The sequence below is a fragment of the Actinomadura graeca genome (genome assembly GCF_019175365.1).
Lineage (GTDB): Bacteria > Actinomycetota > Actinomycetes > Streptosporangiales > Streptosporangiaceae > Spirillospora > Spirillospora graeca.
Window position 1 is genome coordinate 2,733,642 of the sequence record NZ_CP059572.1, and the last position, 19,797, is coordinate 2,753,438.

A 19,797-nucleotide genomic window follows, 5' to 3' on the forward strand; every position below is an offset into this window, starting at 1 on the left:
CTACGCCACCCCCGTCCAGCGCCGGACGACGTCGGCGATGCGGACGCCGGCGTGCCCGTCCCACAGCGGCGGGGTCCGGTCGGGCCGCTCGGTCCCGCCGAGCGCCTTGGCCGCCGCGGGGACGAGTTCCTCGAAGGTGACGAGGCGGTTGGTGCCGTGGGTGATGGTGATGGGCCGTTCGGTGTTGGGCCGGACGGTCAGGCACGGCACGCCGAGGATGGTGGTCTCCTCCTGGAGGCCGCCGGAGTCGGTGACGACCGCGGCGGCGCCGCGGACGGCGGCGATGAAGTCGATGTAGCCGAGTGGTTCCAGGACGTGCACGCGCGGGTGCTCGTCGAGCCCGGCGGCCAGCAGGGTGGCGCGGCCGCGCGGGTGGACGGGGATGACCAGGTCGGCCAGGTCGGCGACGCCGTGCAGGTGCCGGACCAGCGCGGCGGCGGTCCCGGGCGCGTCGACGTTGGCGGGGCGGTGCATCGTCGCCAGGACGTACCGCTCGGGCAGCCCGTGCGCGGCCCGGACGCGGCCGGTGTCGAACCGGTCGAGGTTGGCCAGCAGCGTGTCGATCATCGGGTTGCCGACGAAGTGGGCCCGGGCCACCGGGACGCCCTCGTTGGCCAGGTGCCCGATCGCCTCCGGGCTCGTCACGAAGCACAGGTCGGACAGCTGGTCGGTGAGCCGCCGGTTGACCTCCTCGGGCATGGTCATGTCGAAGCTGCGCAGCCCGGCCTCCACATGGGCGACCGGGATGTGCAGCTTGGCCGCGACCAGCGCGGCGGCGATCGTCGAGTTCACGTCGCCGTACACCACGACCAGGTCGGGCGTGCGGCGGAGGAACTCGCGCTCCAGCCCGACCATCACCGCGGCGGTCTGCTCGGCGTGCCCGCCGGAGCCCACGCCCAGGTTCACATCGGGCTCGGGCATGCCCAGGTCGTCGAAGAAGACCTTCGACATCTTCTCGTCGTAGTGCTGCCCGGTGTGCACGACGGTCTGGTCCAGGTCGTCGAGCGCGGCGACCACCGGCGCGGCCTTGACCAGGTTCGGCCGCGTGCCGAGCACGTGCGTCAGCGAGGTGATCATTGTGTCCCTTCGATGCCGTCCATGGATTCCGTGGGCGGGAGCCGTCAGTATGCCCCCGAACCACGGAAGACGGCGGCGAGCGTCTTCCAGAGGATCTGCATGTCGAGCACCAGCGACCAGTTCTCGATGTAGCGCAGGTCGAGGCGGACCGACTCCTCCCACGACAGGTCGGAGCGCCCGCTCACCTGCCACAGCCCGGTCATGCCGGGCTTCACCGCGAGGCGCCGGAACACGTCCTCGCCGTAGCGGTCCACCTCGTCCGGCAGCGGCGGGCGCGGGCCGACCAGCGACATCTCGCCGCGCAGCACGTTGACGAGCTGCGGCAGCTCGTCGATGGACCAGCGCCGCAGCCGCGAGCCGATCCGGGTGATCCTGGGGTCGTCCCTGAGCTTGAACAGCACGCTGCCGGAGGTGTCACGGGCCGCGAGCTCGCGGCGGCGCCGCTCGGCGTCCACGACCATCGTGCGGAACTTCAGCATCCGGAACCCGTGCCCGCCGAGGCCGACGCGCTCCTGGGAGAAGAAGGCGGGGCCGGGGTCGTCCAGCCGGATGAGCAGCGCCGTCACGGCCCACAGGGGGGACAGCAGGACGAGCGCGAAGGCCGCGACCGTCCGGTCGAACACGGCCTTCAGCATCCGCCTCACGCCCGCGAGCTGCGGGTGCTCCACGTGCATCAGCGGCAGCCCCGCGACGGGGCGGATCGAGGTGCGCGGGCCCGCGATGTCCAGCAGCGCCGACGCCACGAGCAGCTCGGTGTCGGTCCGCTCCAGCTTCCAGGCGAGCCGCCGCAGCTCGACGCCCGCCAGCTCGGGGCAGGCGAGCACGGCCACCGCGTCGGCGTCGCACCGCCGTACCACGTCGGCGACCTCCCACATCCCGCCCTCGACCGGGACGGTGCCGACCCGGTCGGCGCCGCCGTCGGCCGGCAGGCAGGCCGCGACGATCTGCATGCCGTGGTGGCGGGCGCGGCCGAACTCGCGGACCAGCTCGGTCACCGCCTCGCGGTGGCCGACCGCGACCGCGCGGCGCATGCCCTGGCCGCGGGCCCGGCGCAGGTGCAGGTGCTTGCGCAGCCGGTACCGCCCGAGCAGGCTCAGCAGCGTCACCGTCGGCAGCGTCACCACCACGAACCCGCGGGCGACCTCGGCCTTGGTGGCGTAGGAAAGGATCGCGACGGCGGCGGTCAGGCTGATCCCGGCGTCCAGGATGCGCCGGTACTCCTCGGAGCCGGCGCCGAAGAACCGCGACTCATAGGCGCGGGTCGCGGCGACCCAGCCCACCCAGATCAGCGGCAGCGCCGCCGCGAGCATCGCGTCCGGCCGGGGCGCGGCCGTGTCGTCGCCGAACCGGAACAGGAAGCCGACCACACCGGCCGCGAGAGCACAGCAGAAATCTACGGTAATGGCCAGGCGAACATGATCCGAAACCCAGCCGACGCTTCTCGATCGTCGGCGCCGCCACAGCGGGGCGGCCGTTTCCGAACGATCGACCACACTCATGCGGGCATCCCCCGTCCCCTCCCCGAGGTCCCGCCCCGCTCCCCCTCCAAGGAACGAATGGCAGGACTGACACGACAGTTAAGGTGCCAGTTTCCACGGTTAAAGGGAAGGTAATGCACGAAGGTTACCCCTGGCCGTAAGAGGCCGCCTCAACGTTGAACCACCCAGATGGCCGGAATCGGTCGTACGGCGGGCCGGGGGGTGACCGGAACCTACCCTGACGCCGTGCCCCACCTCTGGAGGACCCTCACGCCCGCGGCGGTCGCGGTGTCGGCCGCCCTGCTCTCGGCCGCCTGCGGCTCCGGGAACGGCGACGGTGGCCCCGGCCCCGCGGCCCCGGTCGGCGCGGTGGCGCTCGACCTGCGGCGGCCGGGCCAGCTGGTGTTCCGCCAGGGTGGGACCGGCCCGTCGGCGGGCAGGCTCGCCGCCGTCCGGCTGTCCGGCCCGCCCGGCGCGCCCGTGGTGACGGCCCCGGACAAGCGGACGATCACCGGCACGTCCTGTGTCCGCGTGCACGCCGCCGGCGGCACCGGAGTGTGCCTGACGGTCGAGCGCAAGGCCGTGGCGCAGACGTCGGCCGAGATCCTGGACGGGAACGGGCGGCGCTCCCACCTGTTCCCGATCGAGGGGGTGCCGAGCCGCGCCCAGGTGTCGGCGAGCGGCCGGATGGTCTCGTGGACGACGTTCGTCGAGGGGCACAACTACCAGAGCAAGAACCTGTCCACGCGCACCGGGGTCTTCGACAGGAAGACCGGGCGGCTCTGGCTCGACCTGGAGAAGTTCACGCTGGTCCAGGACGGGCGGCGCAACTGGTCGCGCGATCTCAACTACTGGGGCGTCACCTTCACCCGCGACGATGATCGTTTCTATGCGACCGTGCGTACCAAGGAGAAGACCTACCTGGTGGAGGGGCGGGTGAGCACGCGCGCGATGCGGACGCTGAGGACGAACCTGGAGTGCCCGTCGCTGTCACCCGACGGCACGCGGCTGGCGTTCAAGAAGGCGACGGGCGACCCGTCCCGGCCCTGGCGGCTGCACACCCTCGACCTGCGCACCATGCGCGAGACGGCGCTGGCCGAGACCGCGTCGGTGGACGACCAGGCGGTCTGGATCGACGACGGGACCGTCGCCTACGGGCTGCTGCGCAAGGGGGCGGCCAAGACGGGGACCGACGTGTGGACGGTGCCCGCGGACGGATCGGGCGCGCCACGCCTGCTGCTCGCCGACGCCTTCTCTCCGGCCGCAATCCGATGACGCGGCGACCGAATCTCGCCTCCGGGTGTCCGGAGCCCCATTTGTTACCAGTCGGTATCCCCTTGTGGCGCAGCGCTTGCGGCACACCGCCCTCACTTTCGCGGACGGTCTCCGGACCCTGGGGGTAAGTTTACCGGCACCCCATGTCCAAAGTCGGCCACGGTGAACCCTGGCGTTTTCAGTGGTTCTCCGAACAATAATGAGCCGAATCATTGGACGGGGTGAACGATTGACTCGGCTGCACACTTTCCGTAACAAATTCGTTGACGCGCCGGGTTCCCTTGGCGCGCGCTATCGGTCGCGCCGGTGGGACTGGCTGCGCGCGACTTTTCCCGAGCTCGACCAGATGTCGGTGATCGACCTCGGCGGGACGGCGGAGGCGTGGCGGCGCGCGCCCGTCCAGCCCGCCCGGGTGCACATCGTCAACCTGGAGAAGCCCCCGCCGGACCTGCCGTCGTGGCTGCGCTCCGATAACGCCGACGCCTGTGAGCTGCCCGCGGAGATCCTCGCGGGCGACTACGACGTGGTGATCTCCAACTCCGTGCTGGAGCACGTGGGCGGGCACGCGCGCCGCAGCATGTTCGCCGACGCGGTGCACGAGCTCGCCGACCGGCACTGGGTGCAGACGCCGTACCGCTACTTCCCGGTGGAACCGCACTGGGTGTGCCCGGGGATGCAGTTCCTGCCCGCCGCAGCGCGGGTGACCGTGGCGCGGCACTGGCCGCTGGTGCACACGCCCCCGGCCGACCGCGCCGAGGCGCTGCGGACCGTCCTGGACGTGGAGCTGCTCAGCCGCACCGAGATGCGCGCCTACTTCCCGCACTCCTCGATCCGCTCGGAGAAGGTCGCCGGGCTGACGAAGTCGCTGATCGCGGTGAAGCGCTCGTGAGCGTCTCCCCCCGCATGCGGCGGCTGGCGGAGACCGACCCCGCCGCCCGCGACCTGATCGCCCGGCTGATCGGGCGGGCCGTGCGCGGCCTGCCGCGGATGCGGACCGATGCGCCCGGCGGGTTCGTGTTCACCATGCGCGCCGGGACCGCCCCGGACGGGCGCGTCGACCTGGCCGTCGCGCCCGAAGGCACGAGCCTGCGTTACGCGGCCATCGTCGCCCTCGGCGCCCGGCTGCTGGCGCCCGACGAGCAACGCGCCGCGCTCGGCGGCGACACGGTGGACGAGCTGGTCGGGGCCCTTGTGAACCGGCTGGAGGACACCGGCCCCGGCGCGGTCACCTCGCTCGGCGACGTGGCGCTGATCTGCTGGGCGGCCGCGGAGGCCGGGCACGGGAAGCTGGAACTGGCGCTCGCCCGGCTCGCCGCGGCGGACCCGGCGGGCGGCGGCCCGGTCTTCACCGTGGACGCGGCGTGGGTCGCCTCCGCGCTGGCGGCCGTACGGGACGCGGGCGGCGCGCCCGGGGCCGAGGAGCATCTCGGCCGGGCCCGCGACCGGCTGCTCGACGGCCTCAGGGGACGGTCGCTGTACGCCCACGAGGTGGGCGGCACCGGCCTCGTCCCCCGCTACCGCGCGCACGTCGGCTGCTTCGCCGACCAGGTGTACCCCGTCCAGGCGCTGGCCAGGGTCGGGGACGACCGGGCGGTGGCCGCGGCCGACGCCGTCGCGAACGGCATCTGCGCGGTGCAGGGCGCCGAGGGCCAGTGGTGGTGGCACTACGACGCCCGTACCGGCGAGGTCGTCGAGGGCTACCCGGTCTACAGCGTCCACCAGCACGCGATGGCGCCGATGGCGCTGCTCGACCTCGCCGACGCGGGCGGGACCGCCCACCACCTCGCGGTGGCCAAGGGCGTGCGCTGGCTGGCCGGGACGGCCGAGACGGGCGCGTCGATGCTGCCGGGCGCCGAGCCCGGCGAACCGGTCATGACATGGAGGAAGGTCGCCCGCAACGACCCGCGCAAGGCCGTCCGGGGGGTGCGCGCGGCGACCACCAGGCTGCGCCCCGGATGGCGGATCGGCTCCCTTGACAGAAGGTTCCCCCCGGTCGTGGTCGACCGGGAGTGCCGCCCCTACGAGCTCGGGTGGCTGCTGCACACCTGGCTCGCCCCCACCTCAAGGGAGTGACGATGAAGGCACAGCGTTCGGAGCCCAACCGCCCTCTCCAGCGGGCCCATTTCCTCGGCGTCCACCTCGACCCGCTGACGATCGACGAGACCGTCGCCCGCTGCGTGAAGGCCGTCGAGGAGCGGTCCCCGATCACGATCGGGGTGCTGAACGCGGCGAAGATCGTGCGGCTCCGCAAGGACCCCCGGCTGAGCAAGGCGGTGCTGGGCTGCGACCTGGTGCTGGCGGACGGCCAGTCCGTGGTGTGGGCGGCCGGGCTGCTGCGCCGGCCGCTGCCCGAGCGCGTCGCCGGCATCGACCTGATGCTGTCGCTGCTGCCCGAGGCGGAGCGGCGCGGCCACCGGGTGTTCTTCCTCGGCGCCCGCCAGGAGGTGCTGGACCGGACGGTGGCGGAGATCCTCCGCCGGTTCCCGCGGCTGGAGGTGGCCGGGTCGCGGAACGGGTACTTCTCGTCCGCCGAGGCCCCGGAGGTCGCCGACGAGATCCGTGAGAGCGGCGCCGACCTGCTGTTCATCGGGGTGTCGTCGCCGATGAAGGAGCTGTTCGTCCAGGACTGGTCGGCCCGGACCGGGTCGCAGGTGGTGCACGGCGTCGGCGGGACGTTCGACGTCCTGGCCGGTGAGGTGCGCCGGGCGCCGGAGTGGTGGCAGCGGCACGGCCTGGAGTGGCTCTACCGCTGCCTCCAGGAGCCGATGCGGCTCGGGCCGCGCTATTTCACCACGAACTTCGCGTTCGTCCTGCTGGTGGCCCGTGAGCTCGTCCGCGGGCTCACGCGGGGGCGGCCGCGCTCTTCCGGTTCCGGCGGCGATCGGCGGTGACGGCGGCGTACGTCCCGCCGATCCCCCCGATCAGCAGGACGGCGAGGAGGGCACGCGACGGGCGGCCGAGCACCGGCACCGCCCGGTCGCTGCCCGCCGCGACCTGCCAGGAGATGTACGAGCCGGGGCGCGCGCCCTGGACGGCCTGCTGGCGGCGCAGCCGCTCGCGCAGCACCGCGAGCACCTTCAGCAGCGTCCCGCGGGCCTTGGCGGGGGTCCCCGCCGTCACCGACAGGGTGAGGTACGGCTGGTCGTGAATCGGCTGTTCCTGGTTGCCGCGGTTGGCGAGCAGCACCTGAAACGCCTCGGTGCCGCCCGCCGACCGGACGGCGCGCCGCCCGGCGGACGAGTCCAGCCAGCGGCTGGAGACCTCGGCCATCGTCACCAGCGACGGGGTGAAGCTGGCGAACGAGTTGCGGGGGAACGGCGACTGCGGCGAGAGGAACGTGACGACCGTCCGGGCCTCGTAGCGCATCGGCGCCGTCTGCACGCGCAGGACGGCGAGGGCCGTCAGGACCACGGCGACGGCCGTCACCAGAGGGTGACGCCGCAGCGCCGCCCCGAAATCTCGTATGGCCACAAACCACTCCATTCCCGCATGTCCGTGACATGGTGGCATGTAACAGAGTGCGGCAGAACGTGCTCGCCGGGTGTGGCCACGCGGCGGCGCGGCCGGGACGGCGGGACTGACCGGACGACAGGGTCGTGAAGGGGGATCGGTGGATCTGCTCGACTGGGTGGGGACCCTGCTGCGGAGATGGTGGCTGACGGTGCCCCTCCTTCTCGTGGCATTGGCTGGCTCGGGCGCGATCGCCATGGTCACGCCGTGGAAGTACGAGGCGAAGGCGACCGCGGTGCTGCTCGCCTCGCCCGTGCAGGCCAAGGAGGCCGGCGGCAACCCATGGCTGGTGTTCGACAGCTCGCTGACGGTCACCGCCGAGGTGGTCGGCCGCGAGATGATGGACGAGCGGACGGCCGCCGCGCTGCACGCCAAGGGCCTGAACGCCACCTACATGGTGGGGGTCGCACCCGATTCGACCGGGCCGGTTCTGGCCATCGAGGTCACCGGGACGGACGCCGCCGGCACCAAGGCGACCCTGGACGCGCTGCTCGCGACCGTCCCGGAGCGGCTGGCGAAGCTCCAGGCACAGGAGGCCGTGGCCCCGCGCGCGCAGATCAAGATGAACGTGATCAGCGCCAGCCCGAAGGCCGCGATGGTCGCCACCGACAAGATCCGCCTGGTGGTGATGACGCTGTTCCTGGGGATCGTCGTCACCGTGGCCGTCCCGCTGTTCGCCGAGGTGTTCTCCGAGCGCCGCCGCCGCGGCCGGCCGGGGGCGGACGCGCCCAAGGACCGTCCGGAACCGCGGGCCTCCGGCCCGCAGGGCCCTGGCACGCATGGCCCGGGATCACAACGCCCCCCCGGATCCCAGGCCCCCGGATCCCAGGCCCCCGACCCCTCGGTCCCGGCCACGCGGTCCTCCGGTCCGCACCCGGCCGGAACGCGGTCCTCCGGTCCGCACCCCGCCGGAACGCGGTCCTCGGGCCCGCACCCCACCGGGCCGCGCACCCGTGAGCCGCAGGCATCGGAGGCGCCCGCCGGCGGGACGCGCGCGCTGGAGACGCCCAAGCCGAGCACCCGGGAGGCCGCGCCCCGGCCGGTCAAGCGGGGCGCGCTGCCGCGGATGAGCGCGGTGGGGCGGCCCGACGAGACCCTCCCCGACTCGGCCGCGCCGGTGCCCGCCCGCAAGCCCAAGGCCAGGCCGAAGGCGACGGGTGCGGACACCCCGGACACCTACGGCCTGCTGGGTTCCCCGGCGCCGGCCGCGCCCAACGGCGGCGGCCCGCACAAGCGGCCCGACGTGTCCGAGATGTCCGAGCCGGACGCCTGAACCGCTGATGGCCCTGCTCACCGCCCCCGACGAGAGCCCGCCCGGGACGCGCCCCCTGATCCGCCAGGTGGACGTCGTCACCGTGCTCAGCCTTTTCGTGTTCGTGCTCACGGTGGTGCCCGCGCGGTTCGTCGTGGGCCCGCTCGGCGCGGCGGGCACGCCCGCCGGGATCATGGCGGTGCTCTGCCTCGGCTGGTACCTGAGCTCCATGATCGCGGCGCGGACGTCGCCGATCCGGGGCCGCCAGCCCGTCCGCGGCGTCATCGTGCTGTTCTCCTGCACGATGCTCGCCTCCTACGCGGCGGCGATGCAGCGCCAGCTCCCGGGGCTGGAGGCCAACGCCGCCGACCGGGGGCTGATCCTGACGGCGGGCTGGGCGGGGGTCGCGCTGCTGGCCGCCGACGGCATCCCCCGGCTGGACCGGCTGGAGGCGGTGCGGCGGCGGCTCGTGGCGGGCGGCGGGTTCATCGCCGTCCTCGGCTGCGTGCAGTTCTTCACCGGCCTCGACCTCGCCGGTCACCTGGCGTTCCCGGGGCTGTCGACCAGCACGTCCTACACCTCGCTGCTGAGCCGCGACGAGTTCAACCGGCCGATGGCGACCGCGACCCACCCGATCGAGTTCGGGGTCGTGCTGGCGATGCTGCTGCCGCTCGCCCTGCACGGCGCCGTGTACGCCGGGGAGGGACGGCGCGGGCGCCGCTGGCTGCTGGCCTCCGTCATCCTGCTGGTGCTGCCGATGACGGTGTCGCGGTCGGCCGTGCTGGGGCTCGCGGTGGTGTGCATCGTCGTGCTGCCGATCTGGCCCGCGGTGTGGCGGGTGACGGCGCTGCTCGTGCTGGGGGTGTTCATGGTCGCGCTGCGCGCCCTCGTCCCCGGCCTGATCGGCACGCTGACCAGCCTGGTGTCCGACATCGGCTCGGACTCCAGCACCGTCACCCGCACCAACGACTACATCGTCATCAACCAGTCGTTCGCGCACCGCCCGTGGTTCGGGCAGGGCTTCGGGACCTACCTGCCCCAGACGTACCGGATCCTCGACAACCAGTACCTGCTGTCACTGGTGGAGACGGGGGTCGTCGGGGTGACCGCGCTGGTCGTCGTGCTGGTCTCGGGCTGGATCCTGGCCCGGTCGGCGCGCCGCGCCTGCCTGGCCACCGGCGACCGCGAGACCGCGCACATGGCGCAGTGCTTCGCGGCGTCGATGGCGGTGGCGCTGTTCTCGTTCGGGACGTTCGACGCGTTCAGCTTCCCGATGGTCGCGACCCTGGCGTTCCTGGTGCTCGGCTGCTGCGGCGCGCTGTGGCGCCTCACCCGCGAGGACGGGGAGGACGGGGCCCTCGGGGGCGCCGCCGTCTCCGGCGGCGCCCCCGGAGATCAGGGCTGAACGGCCTTGCCCGTCTCGGCCCAGATGTTGCCGCTCCAGACGTTGCCCGTGCCGGACCGCTCGAACGCGGTGACCGGCCCGAAGTAGCCGCTCTTCTTGAACATCGCGCGGCTGAAGACGTTCCGCGTGATCTTGATGTTGGTCGAGCGGCCGAAGCGGCCCTTCCCGCCGTACAGGGCGTAGCCGCCGCCCGACAGCAGGTTCCCGTCGATCGTCACGTCGTGCGCCCGCCCGAAGTCCTGGTAGACCGAGATGGCGGAGGTCTGCGAGACGGGGTTCAGCACCACGTTGTGGCGGACGACGAGGCGCAGCCCGGCCGCGGGCCCGGCGTTGGACTGGACGCCGGTCACGTGGTCGCCGGGGAACTCCTTGAGCTTGTCGATCAGGGAGTCCTCGATGAGCCCGTGGTCGGTGTTGACGCCGTTGGCGACGGTGTGGACGTGCGTCTTGCGGACGGTGAGCATCCCGCCCTGGTTGACGATGCCGTACTGCACCTTGCGGCGCCCGTCGCCGTTGATCTCGCTGTTCTCGACCCGCAGCCCGGACGCGCCCTTGCGCTGGATGATGCCCCACTGCCCGGCGCCGATGAGGTGGGTGTTGCGGATGGTGACGTCGCTCGCGACGACGTTGATCTCCGTCCGGACGAGCAGCCCGTCGATGACCGCGCCGCGCTTGCGGACGGTGATGGGGCCGCTCGGCTTGAGCTTCCGCCCGGCCGGCACCCCGACCGTCTTCAGGTTCGGCCAGGTGATCCTGGCGCCCTCGCCGCCGGCGGGCGGCGCGGACCGGAGCTTCAGGGGCGGCACCGACACCGTCGGCCCCGACGGCGCCGCCGGTGAGGACACCGTGGGCCGCGCGGCCGCGGCGGTGCCCGCCCGCTTGTTCTCACCGCCGTTCGAGCAGGCGCCGAGACACAGTGCGGCGACGGTGAACGCGAGCACGACCTTGCGCAGAGCCATGGGGGTCTCTCCCTCTATCCGAGGATCTTCCGCAGGGCGTCGGCGACCCTGCGCTGCTGTTCCTCGGTGATCTGCGGGAACATGGGCAGCGACAGGATCCGCCCGGCGGCGGCCTCGGCGACCGGGAAGTCCCCGGGGCCGTGGCCGAGATGCCGGAAGGCGGGCTGGAGGTGGACGGGGACCGGATAGTGGATGCCCGTCCGGATCCCCAGCTCCGCCAGCCGCGCCGCGACCTCGTCGCGCCGCGGGACACGGATGACGTACAGGTGCCAGACGTGCTCGCCGCCCGCCGGGCGGGGCAGGACCAGGCCGGGGATGCCGGCGAGCAGTTCAGCGTAGCGCGCGGCGGCCGCGCGGCGCTGCTCGTTCCAGCCGTCCAGGCGGCGCAGCTTCGCGCGCAGGACGACCGCCTGGAGGGTGTCCAGGCGTGAGTTGAACCCCAGGATCTCGTGGTGGTACTTGCGCTCGCTGCCGTGGTCGCGCATGAGCCGCACCGTCCGCGCCAGCTCGTCCGAGCCGGTGATGACGGCGCCGGCGTCGCCGTAGGCGCCGAGGTTCTTGCCGGGGTAGAAGCTGGTGGCGGCGATGGCGCCGGCGAGGCCCCGCCCGTCGCGGACGGCGCCCTGCGACTGCGCCGCGTCCTCCAGGACGGGCGGCCCGAGCTCCAGGAGCCGTTCCATCGGCGCCAGCCGCCCGTACAGGTGGACGGGGATGATCGCGCCGGTGGACGGGCCCGTCGCGGCGGCGGCCAGGTCCTGGTCGATCAGCAGGTCGTCGGGATCGACGTCCACCAGGACGGGACGGCCGCCCGCGCGCACGACGGCCTCGGCGGTCGCGACGAACGTGTTGGCGGGCATGACGACGTCGGTGGCGGCGCCCGGCCCGTCGGCCCCCCGCTCGTGGAACAGGGCGCGCAGGGCCAGTTCGAGGGCGTCGGTGCCGTTGCCCAGGCCGACGCAGTGCACGGCGCCGCTGAAGTGGGCGTACTCGCGTTCGAACCCGGCCACGTCGGGGCCCTGGACGAACGCGCCCTTGGCCATGACGCGGTCGAACCCCGCGCGGACCTGGCGCTCGACCTCGGCGTGCGCGGCGGCGAGATCGACGAAGGGGACCTCGGTCATCGGACTTCCTTCCGGTGCGGTGCGGGACGCAGGTAGCGCGCGGGCGAGCCGACCCAGACCTCTCCGGCGGGCACGTCCCGCAGGACGACCGCGCCCATGCCGACGAGCGCGCCGGGCCCGATCGTGACGCCCTGCCGGAGGATGGCGCCGGTGCCGATGTAGGCGCCCGCGCGGACGTGCACGCCGCCGCTGAGCCGGGCGCCCGCGGCGATGGTGACGTAGTCGTCGATGACGTCGTCGTGCGTCAGCGTGACGTGCGGCATGATCGCGACGTGCGCGCCGACGTGCACGGAGGCGGTGAGGACGGCCTGGGCGAGCACGACCGTGCCGTGCCCGATCCGCGAGGACGGCGCGATCCACGCGGCGGGATGGACGAGCGTCGCGTACCGCCGCGGCGGCAGGCCGAGGCGGGCGACGATCCGGCGGCGGCTGTCGTAGTCGGCGGGGCTGCCGGTGGAGACCACGACACCGGCCTCCATGCCGGCGACCTCCGTGGTGCCGCCGATGATCGGCAGCCCGTCCACGAGCTCCCCGAGCCGGCCCCGGTCGTCGTCGCCGAAGCCGAGGACCCGCCGGCCGGGCAGCGCGGTGGCGGCCTGCGCGGTCTCGCGGCCGAAGCCGCCCGCGCCGTAGATCACCAGGTCGTGGATGTCAGGCATCGGCGCCCTCCAGGTTCCGCAGACCACCGAGGGCGCCGCGGGAGCGGTGGAACAGCAGCGCGATCGCCGCCAGGGCGGTGAGCCCGGCCAGGGCGAGCGCGGCGATGTCCAGGGAGATGGTCGCGTGCGCGGCGGCGGCGGTGAGCCCGACGGCCGCGGCGATCAGCGCGGGCGGCGCGGTCCGCGCGAGGACGGCCCGCGCGCCCACCCCGGACCGGCGCAGCTCCCACAGGTAGAGGGGGAGCACGACGAGCGCGGCGACCGCGACGTGCGCGGCGCCGACGCCGGGGATGCCGTGCAGCTCGGCCCCGGCGACCAGGGCGGGGACGAGCGCGACCAGCCAGACGAGCTGGACGGTGAACACCGCGCGGGAGCGGGCGAGGACCACGAAGTAGTCGTACACCAGCTCGAACATGATCCGCAGCCCGCCGAGGATGCCGAGCCACAGCAGCGCGTCCGCCGCCGGGCCCCACCGGTCCCCGTACACCAGCCGGATCAGCGGCTCGGCGGCGCCCGCCAGCAGCAGGCAGACGGGCAGCGTCAGCCCGGCGAGCAGGCCCGCGGTCGACAGGAACGCGCCGCGCAGCGCCGGGGGGTCGTGCTGGAGCCGGGCGAACGCGGCGGGCGCGACGCTGCGGACGGGCTGGGAGAACATCGTCACCGGCCAGTTGGACAGGTTGAAGGCCAGCACGTAGAAGCCGAGGGCGGTCGCGCCGAGGACGTTCCCGACGACCAGCTGGTCGACGGACGCGACGGCGAACACCACGATGCTCGACCCGGCGAGCGGGAGCCCGAACCGCAGCAGCGCCCGCGCGCGCCCGCGGTCGAACCCGAACCGCAGCGGCTCGGGCGAGGCCCGCACGAGCAGGACGGCGGACGCGGCCGAGCCCACGAGCCGCCCGATCGCGAGGCTCATCGCGCCCATGCCGGTCGCGGCGAGCGCGATCGACACGATCGCGCCGCCCCAGTTGTTGACCTGGTCGGCGAGCATCTTGCGATCCTGCCGGAACCCGCGTTGCAGCAGCGCCGCGGGCACGGCGACCAGGCCGCTGACGACGACGCTGAGCCCGAGCAGCCGGATGACGCCGGACGCGGCGGGCGCGCCCATCGCCGAGGCGAACGCGGGCGCGCCGAGGTAGCAGCCGGCGTAGATCAGGGCGCTGGACGCGACGGAGATCGTCGCGACGGTGGGGGCGATCTCGCGGGGGTCGCCGGGCCACCGGACGATGGCGAGGCTCACCCCGAGCTCGTGGAAGCTGAGCACGGCGAGCAGCGCGACCATCGCGACCGCGAACACGCCGAACTCGGCCGGGCCGAGCAGCCGCGCGAGCGCGACGCCGATGGCGAGGGTGCCGAGGCGGCCGACCGCCGTGTTGACCAGGCTCCAGCCGAGCGCGCGGGACGCCTTGCCGAACAGGGAGTCCTCGTCGCCGACGGTCAGCCTGGTCACCGGGTCTCCCCCCGCGCCACGGCGTTGAAGTCGTCGCGGGCGACCGGCCCGCGGAGTTTGCGGGCCTTGCGGGCGATCTTGTATCCGGCGACGCGCGCGGCGGTGGCCGCCGCGTCCCGGCGGGCCCGGCCGGGCGCCGACAGCGCCTCCCGGTAGACGGCCTCCTGGACGCGGGCGGCGCGTTCGAGGCTGAACCGCTCGGTGACGAGCCGGCGGCCGTACTCGCCCAGCTCCTTGCGGCGGACCTCGTCGGCGGCCAGGTCGCGCAGGATCTCCGCCAGCCGCTCCGCGCCCCCGCCGCCGACGCCGTACCAGCCCTGCGCGAGGAACGTCGGGGCGGTGCCGGGGGTGAGCGGCTCGAAGTAGCCGCGCTCGCCCTGGACGATCAACGGCCGGCCGAACGCCAGCGCCCGCAGCGCGGAGCCGCCCATGCCGAGCGCGATCGTCGCGGCGGCGTAGGCGGGGCGCGGGTCGTCCAGCTGGCCGGTGAGCACGACGGTGCGGCGGCCCGCGCGGGCGTTGGCGCGGGCGGCGCGGGCCTCGACCTGGTCGCGGCACGGCCCGTCGCCGACGACGACGAGCCGCAGCGGCAGGCCGGCGGCGAGGTCGCCGACGACGTCGACGGCGGTCAGCAGCCCCTCCAGCTTCAGCTCGGCGACGAGGCGGCAGACGACCACGACGTCCAGCGGGCCCTTGTCGAGGCCGAACCGCTCACGGAACGCGGCGGTGGGGTGGCCGGGGGCGTTGGCGCGCACGTCCACGGGCGGTTCGATCAGGTGCACGGAGCCGGGCCGGCGGCCGCGCCGCGCCAGCACGTCCCGGCGGATCTGCTCGGTCCCGACGACGAGCGGCAGCGACGGCGGTAGGAACGGCGCGACGGCCATCGACATGACGGTGCAGACCGCCGCCGTCCCCGCGCGGCGCCGCGCGGTGTAGAACGCCTCGACGCCGGGCGGCCACTCGTAGCCGTGGACGACGTCGAACCCGCGCTCCTCCGCGAGCCGCCCCAGCAAGCGGACGGTCGACGGGGACGGGCGGCGCCGTCCCGCGTCGAGCGGCACGTGCTCGATCCCGGCGTCCAGCACCCGCTCGACCAGCGGACCGGGCTCGCCCGCGACCACGACCTCGTGCCCGAGGTCGCGGACGGCCCCGGCCAGCTCGATCGCGTTGAGCTGGCTGCCGCCGATCTCCATGGCGTGCGGGTAGACCAGGATCCTCATGCGTGCGCCGCCACCGCCTCCACCACCCGGTCCTGCTGGGCGTGGGTCATGTCGTGGAAGAGCGGCAGGATCAGCGACCGGGTCGTGAACCGGTCGGTCGCCGGGAGGTCCGCCTCGACGTCGGCGTAGGCGCGCTCGCGGTGCGCCGCCATGATCCCCCTGCGGGCGGAGATCCCGGCGTCCAGCAGGTGCTGGAGCAGCTCGTCGCGGCCGGCGCCGAACCCGTCCGGCAGCGTGATCCAGAACGACTGGTAGTTGGTCGTGCCGTGGGCCGGGTCGCCCGCGCAGGCGACGCCGGGCAGGTCGGCGAGCAGCCGCCGGTACCGTGCCGCCAGCTCCCGGCGCCGCGCGACGACCCCGTCGAGGCGGGTCAGCTGGACGAGCCCCATCGCGGCCTGCATGTCGGTCATCCGGTAGTTGAAGCCGGTCTCGTCGTACTCCTCGATGACGACCTTCGCGCTGCCGTGCCGGTCGGCGGCGCTCACGCTCATGCCGTGCTCGCGGAGCCGCCGCGCGCGGCGCGCCAGCGCGTCGGCGGGGGTGGTGAGCATCCCGCCCTCACCGGTCGTCAGCAGCTTGCGCGGGTGGAACGACCAGGCGGCCAGCTCGGCGCCCGCGCCCGTCGGCCGGTCCTTGTACGTCGAGCCGGCGGCGCACGCCGCGTCCTCGACGACGGTGATCCCCAGCGGGTCGCACAGCGCGCGGACGGCGTCGAGGTCGGCGGGGATCCCGCCCTGGTCGACGAGGATCACCGCGCGGGTCCGGGGGGTGAGGACGGCCTCGACGTTCTTGGCGTCCATGTTCCCGGTGGCGGGGTCGATGTCGGCGAACACGACGCGGGCGCCGGCGTGCCGGACGACGTTGGCGGTGGCGATGAACGACAGCGAGGGGACCACCACGTCGTCGCCGGGGCCGACCCCGGCCAGCAACAGCGCCAGGTGCAGCGCGGTGGTGCAGGACGACACCGCCACGCCGTGCGCCGTCCCGGCGCGCGCGGCGAACGCGGCCTCGAACTCGGCGACGCGCGGCCCCTGGGCCACCCATCCCGAGCGCACGGCCTCGGCGACCGCCGCGGCCTCCTCCTCGCCCAGCACGGGCTTGATGACGGGGATCACGGTGCGGGTTCCTCCTGAGCGCATGAGAGGGGGTCGCGGTCGACGAGCCCGGCCAGCGACCGGGCGCGCCGCGACCAGTCGTGCCCGGCGGCGAACTCGCGGCGCCGGGCGACCAGGTCCGGCGCGGGCCCGGCGGCCAGCTCCTCCCCCACCGCGCGCAGGAACCCGCGCGGGGTGGACTCGGACCTGATCAGCTCACGGCCGCCGGGGAACGCGCGCAGCCACCGGGTCGCGGGCAGGTCGGTCGAGACCACGCCGCGGCCGGCGGCCAGGTAGTCCAGCGTCTTGATGGGGAAGCTCGCGCGGTTGAAGTCGTCCAGCAGGTACGGGGTGAGCCCGACCCGGATCGTGCCGAGGTACGACGGGAGCTCGGCGAAGCTCTTGCGGCCCGTCCAGCAGACGTTGGGACGGCGGACGAGCGCCCGGAACCGCGCCGGGTGGTGGCCGGGGTCGTGCGGGCCGATGAGGACCAGCGGGTGCCCCTCGCCGGCGACGGCCTCCAGCAGCCCGAGGTCGATCCGCGCGTTGATGTGCCCGGCGAACCCGGCGGCGGGACGGTCGAAGCGCGGGACGTCGTCCGGCCAGGGCGCGGCGCCGATCCCCTCGTACGCCTCGGGGGCGCAGCCGTTCGGGAGGAGCTCGGCGTCGATCCCGCGGGCCTCGAACTGGTCGCGCAGCAGCGGCGACACCACCGCGACGGTGTCGGCGCGGGCGGCCATCCGGTCCCGCGCGGCGGCGAGGCGCCGCCGCGGCAGCCCGATCAGCTCGGCGCCCGCGACCAGGTCGTCGGTGACGTACAGCAGCCGCCGCGCGCCCGGCACCGCGTCCAGCAGGTCGGTGTGGGTCGCGACCACCACCGCCGCGACCCGGTCGCCCGCCCCGCGCGCCACGCGCCGCCCGGTGCGCCGCGCGGCGCGGCGCACGAGCGCCGCCGTCACGTGGTGCATCCCGGGCCGGTACATGCCGGGCAGCACCCGCGGCCGGATCCGCCACACCCCCGACGGCTCCTGCCGCAGCCGCATCCCCGGGCGGAACGCTCCCGCGAGATGCGGGCGCAGCAGCGGCGTCAGCAGCGACACGGGCGGGTCGACGTACAGGACGGGGTGCAGCGCGTTCAGCCGGTCCGCGAGCTGCCGGTCGGTGCCGGCCACGCCGTCGTACGGCGTCCCCGCGAAGTAAACGATCACTCGGTCTCCCGCCGGGCGGCCCGCCACCACTCGACCAGCCGGCGCAGGCCCTCGTCCAGGTCCACCTGCGCCTTCCAGCCGAGGTCGCGCCGCGCGGCGGACACGTCCGCGAGCCTGCGGGTCACCCCGTTGACGGCCCGGGCGGGGCCGAACTCCAGCCCGAGGTCCTCGGCGTCCATGATGCGCAGCAGCGCCTCGGCCAGCCCGCGCAGGCTGGTCTCGGTGCCGCTGCCGATGTTGAACGCCGCGTCCGTCGTGTCGGCCTCGGCGGCCTGGAGGTTGGCGCGGGCGATGTCCTCGGTGAACACGAAGTCCATCGTCTGCTCGCCGTCGCCGAGGATGAGCGGCGGGCGCCCGTCGGCGATCCGCTCCATCCAGCGGATCAGCACCTCGGTGTAGAGCCCGTGGACGTCCATCCGCGGCCCGTACACGTTGAAGTACCGCAGGGCCACGTAGTCCAGGCCGCGCATCGCGTGGAAGCTGCGCAGCATCCCCTCGTTGAACGTCTTGGCGGCGCCGTAGAAGGTGTCGTTGGCGTAGGGGTGGTGGTCCTCGGCCGTGGGGAAGTCCTCCGCCATGCCGTACACCGACGCCGACGACGACGCGACGACCTTGCGGACACCGGCGTCGGCGGCCGCCTCCACCACCTCGTAGGTCCCGTCGACGAGGACCTCCAGCGCCAGCCGCGGCTCCTCCGCGCACTGGGTGATGCGGATGGCGGCCAGGTGGAAGACCAGGTCCATCCCGTCCATGAGGGAGCGGACGAGCCCGCGGTCGCGGATGTCGCCCTCGACGAGCCGCACCGTCCCCGGGCCGTCCTGCGCGAGGGCCGCCGCGAGGTTGGCGCGGCGCCCCCGGACGAGGTTGTCCAGCACCACGACCTCGGCGGCGCCCGCCGCGGCGAGCTGGTCGACGACCGTGGATCCGATGGTCCCCGCGCCGCCGGTGACCAGGCAGCGGGTCCCCGCGATCGCGTGGCCCGCCTGTGCGGGGCCCGGGCCCCGCGCCCCCCGGTTCGCTTCGCTCATGTGCGTCCTTTCGTGACGTCCTGCACGGGAACAAGCGCGCCGCCCTCCTCGGCGCTGCGGGTGGCGGCCTCCAGCAGCGCGACGACCCGCAGGCCCGCGCCGCCGTCGGTCATCGCCGGGCGGCCCTCGCTGATCGCCGCCGCCAGCTCGGCCATGACCTCGCGCAGCGCCTCCCGCTCGGGCAGCGCCGGGACGAGGATGTCACCGACACGGTAGGAGATCAGCGCGGCGTGCCGCTCGTCGGGGCCGAGGGTCCCCGCGGGGGCCCGGTCGACGCCGCGGTCGTACACGGCGAGCCGCTGGACGGGGTTCAGGTCGTCCCACACGATCGTGCGGCGCGATCCCCCGATCACCGTCGTGCGGATCTTGGTGGGGCTGAGCCAGTTGACGTGGACGTGCGCCATGACGCCGGTGGACAGCTGCACCGACAGGTGTGCCACGCACAGCCGTCCCGCGCCGATCGGGTCGCTGCCCCGCGCGGCGACCGCCTCGACCCGCACGTCCTCGGGCAGGACGTGGTCCAGGATCGACAGGTCGTGCGGGGCGAGGTCCCACAGGACGTCCACGTCCGGCTGGACGAGGCCCAGGTTGATCCGCACCGAGTCCACGAACTGGACGTCGCCGATCTCCCCGCCGTGGATCAGCTCGCGGATCTTCCGGACGGCCGGGGTGTAGCAGTAGGTGTGGTCGCACATCAGCACGAGCCCCGACCGCTCCGCGAGGTCCACCAGCTTGGCGCTCTCGTCGGCGCTGGGGGTGAGCGGCTTCTCCACCAGCACGTGCTTGCCGGCCTCCAGCGCGGCCCGGACGAGGTCGAAGTGCGTGGCCGCCGGGGTGGCGACCGCGACGGCCGCCACGTCCGGGTCGTCCAGCACCTGCTGGAACGACGAGGTCGCCCGGACGGTCGTGTACGGCCCGAGGACGGCGCGGGCGCGCTCCTCGTCCAGGTCGCACAGCCACTCCAGCCGTAGCGCCGGAGTGGCCTGCGCGGTCCGGACGAGGTTCGGGCCCCAGTATCCGGCGCCGACCACCGCCAGGCCGATGGGTTCCATCAGGGCGTT

General features: G+C 74.2%; 18 protein-coding genes. 6 read left to right on the plus strand and 12 right to left on the minus strand.

Annotation, left to right across the window (positions count from 1 at the left end):
• Positions 1 to 1,077 (minus strand): non-hydrolyzing UDP-N-acetylglucosamine 2-epimerase, encoded by a 1,077-nt coding sequence (gene wecB / locus AGRA3207_RS12030; RefSeq protein WP_231334685.1) that lies wholly within the window; start codon positions 1,075 to 1,077, stop codon positions 1 to 3.
• Between the two features lie 44 nt (positions 1,078 to 1,121).
• Positions 1,122 to 2,444 (minus strand): sugar transferase, encoded by a 1,323-nt coding sequence (locus tag AGRA3207_RS12035; protein ID WP_420830882.1) that lies wholly within the window; start codon positions 2,442 to 2,444, stop codon positions 1,122 to 1,124.
• A 357-nt stretch (positions 2,445 to 2,801) separates the two neighbouring features.
• Here AGRA3207_RS12035 and AGRA3207_RS12040 point away from each other — a divergent pair, with 357 nt between their 5' ends.
• The 4 genes from AGRA3207_RS12040 (at position 2,802) to AGRA3207_RS12055 (ending at position 6,721) form a co-directional block, all read left to right on the plus strand.
• Positions 2,802 to 3,830: a TolB family protein gene (locus AGRA3207_RS12040; protein WP_231334687.1), complete on the plus strand. Its 1,029-nt coding sequence runs from the start codon at positions 2,802 to 2,804 to the stop codon at positions 3,828 to 3,830.
• 346 nt (positions 3,831 to 4,176) lie between these two features.
• Positions 4,177 to 4,719: a class I SAM-dependent methyltransferase gene (locus AGRA3207_RS12045; protein ID WP_231334688.1), complete on the plus strand. Its 543-nt coding sequence runs from the start codon at positions 4,177 to 4,179 to the stop codon at positions 4,717 to 4,719.
• Positions 4,716 to 5,903 (plus strand): hypothetical protein, encoded by a 1,188-nt coding sequence (locus AGRA3207_RS12050; RefSeq protein ID WP_231334689.1) that lies wholly within the window; start codon positions 4,716 to 4,718, stop codon positions 5,901 to 5,903. The genes AGRA3207_RS12045 and AGRA3207_RS12050 overlap by 4 nt, the downstream gene beginning before the upstream one ends.
• Before the next feature lie 2 nt (positions 5,904 to 5,905).
• Positions 5,906 to 6,721 (plus strand): WecB/TagA/CpsF family glycosyltransferase, encoded by an 816-nt coding sequence (locus AGRA3207_RS12055; protein WP_231334690.1) that lies wholly within the window; start codon positions 5,906 to 5,908, stop codon positions 6,719 to 6,721.
• On the opposite strand, the gene AGRA3207_RS12060 is transcribed toward AGRA3207_RS12055, so the two are convergent.
• A complete protein-coding gene (locus tag AGRA3207_RS12060) occupies positions 6,672 to 7,301 on the minus strand; it encodes a hypothetical protein (protein WP_231334691.1) in 630 nt (209 codons plus the stop codon). The two genes, AGRA3207_RS12055 and AGRA3207_RS12060, sit on opposite strands and share 50 nt — an antisense overlap.
• A 139-nt stretch (positions 7,302 to 7,440) precedes the next feature.
• Here AGRA3207_RS12060 and AGRA3207_RS12065 point away from each other — a divergent pair, with 139 nt between their 5' ends.
• Together AGRA3207_RS12065 and AGRA3207_RS12070 are read left to right on the plus strand one after the other, a co-directional pair.
• Positions 7,441 to 8,613 carry a hypothetical protein gene (locus AGRA3207_RS12065; protein ID WP_231334692.1) on the plus strand — a complete coding sequence of 391 codons (1,173 nt, stop codon included), beginning with the start codon at positions 7,441 to 7,443 and terminating at the stop codon, positions 8,611 to 8,613.
• A gap of 7 nt (positions 8,614 to 8,620) precedes the next feature.
• On the plus strand, positions 8,621 to 9,997 hold the full coding sequence (locus AGRA3207_RS12070) for an O-antigen ligase family protein (RefSeq protein WP_231334693.1): 1,377 nt from the start codon (positions 8,621 to 8,623) through the stop codon (positions 9,995 to 9,997).
• Here AGRA3207_RS12070 and AGRA3207_RS12075 read toward each other — a convergent pair.
• From AGRA3207_RS12075 to AGRA3207_RS12115, 9 genes are read right to left on the minus strand one after another with little or no spacing between them, the layout of a single operon-like run.
• Positions 9,988 to 10,956, minus strand: coding sequence for a right-handed parallel beta-helix repeat-containing protein (locus AGRA3207_RS12075; RefSeq protein WP_231334694.1), 969 nt, complete (start codon positions 10,954 to 10,956; stop codon positions 9,988 to 9,990). The genes AGRA3207_RS12070 and AGRA3207_RS12075 overlap by 10 nt on opposite strands.
• A gap of 14 nt (positions 10,957 to 10,970) precedes the next feature.
• Positions 10,971 to 12,077, minus strand: a complete 1,107-nt coding sequence (locus AGRA3207_RS12080; protein WP_231334695.1) for a DegT/DnrJ/EryC1/StrS family aminotransferase — start codon at positions 12,075 to 12,077, stop codon at positions 10,971 to 10,973.
• Complete coding sequence (locus AGRA3207_RS12085) at positions 12,074 to 12,736, minus strand: acetyltransferase (RefSeq protein ID WP_231334696.1); 663 nt, start codon at positions 12,734 to 12,736, stop codon at positions 12,074 to 12,076. Before AGRA3207_RS12085 ends, AGRA3207_RS12080 begins: the two co-directional genes overlap by 4 nt.
• On the minus strand, positions 12,729 to 14,186 hold the full coding sequence (locus AGRA3207_RS12090) for a lipopolysaccharide biosynthesis protein (protein WP_231334697.1): 1,458 nt from the start codon (positions 14,184 to 14,186) through the stop codon (positions 12,729 to 12,731). Before AGRA3207_RS12090 ends, AGRA3207_RS12085 begins: the two co-directional genes overlap by 8 nt.
• Complete coding sequence (locus tag AGRA3207_RS12095; RefSeq protein ID WP_231334698.1) at positions 14,183 to 15,406, minus strand: glycosyltransferase family 4 protein; 1,224 nt, start codon at positions 15,404 to 15,406, stop codon at positions 14,183 to 14,185. The genes AGRA3207_RS12090 and AGRA3207_RS12095 overlap by 4 nt, the downstream gene beginning before the upstream one ends.
• Positions 15,403 to 16,521, minus strand: a complete 1,119-nt coding sequence (locus AGRA3207_RS12100; protein WP_231334699.1) for a DegT/DnrJ/EryC1/StrS family aminotransferase — start codon at positions 16,519 to 16,521, stop codon at positions 15,403 to 15,405. Before AGRA3207_RS12100 ends, AGRA3207_RS12095 begins: the two co-directional genes overlap by 4 nt.
• Positions 16,518 to 17,708, minus strand: coding sequence for a glycosyltransferase (locus tag AGRA3207_RS39800; protein ID WP_273700032.1), 1,191 nt, complete (start codon positions 17,706 to 17,708; stop codon positions 16,518 to 16,520). Before AGRA3207_RS39800 ends, AGRA3207_RS12100 begins: the two co-directional genes overlap by 4 nt.
• Positions 17,705 to 18,736, minus strand: a complete 1,032-nt coding sequence (locus tag AGRA3207_RS12110) for an NAD-dependent epimerase/dehydratase family protein (protein WP_231334700.1) — start codon at positions 18,734 to 18,736, stop codon at positions 17,705 to 17,707. The genes AGRA3207_RS39800 and AGRA3207_RS12110 overlap by 4 nt, the downstream gene beginning before the upstream one ends.
• Complete coding sequence (locus tag AGRA3207_RS12115; protein ID WP_231334701.1) at positions 18,733 to 19,788, minus strand: Gfo/Idh/MocA family protein; 1,056 nt, start codon at positions 19,786 to 19,788, stop codon at positions 18,733 to 18,735. Before AGRA3207_RS12115 ends, AGRA3207_RS12110 begins: the two co-directional genes overlap by 4 nt.
• Positions 19,789 to 19,797 lie beyond the last annotated feature (9 nt).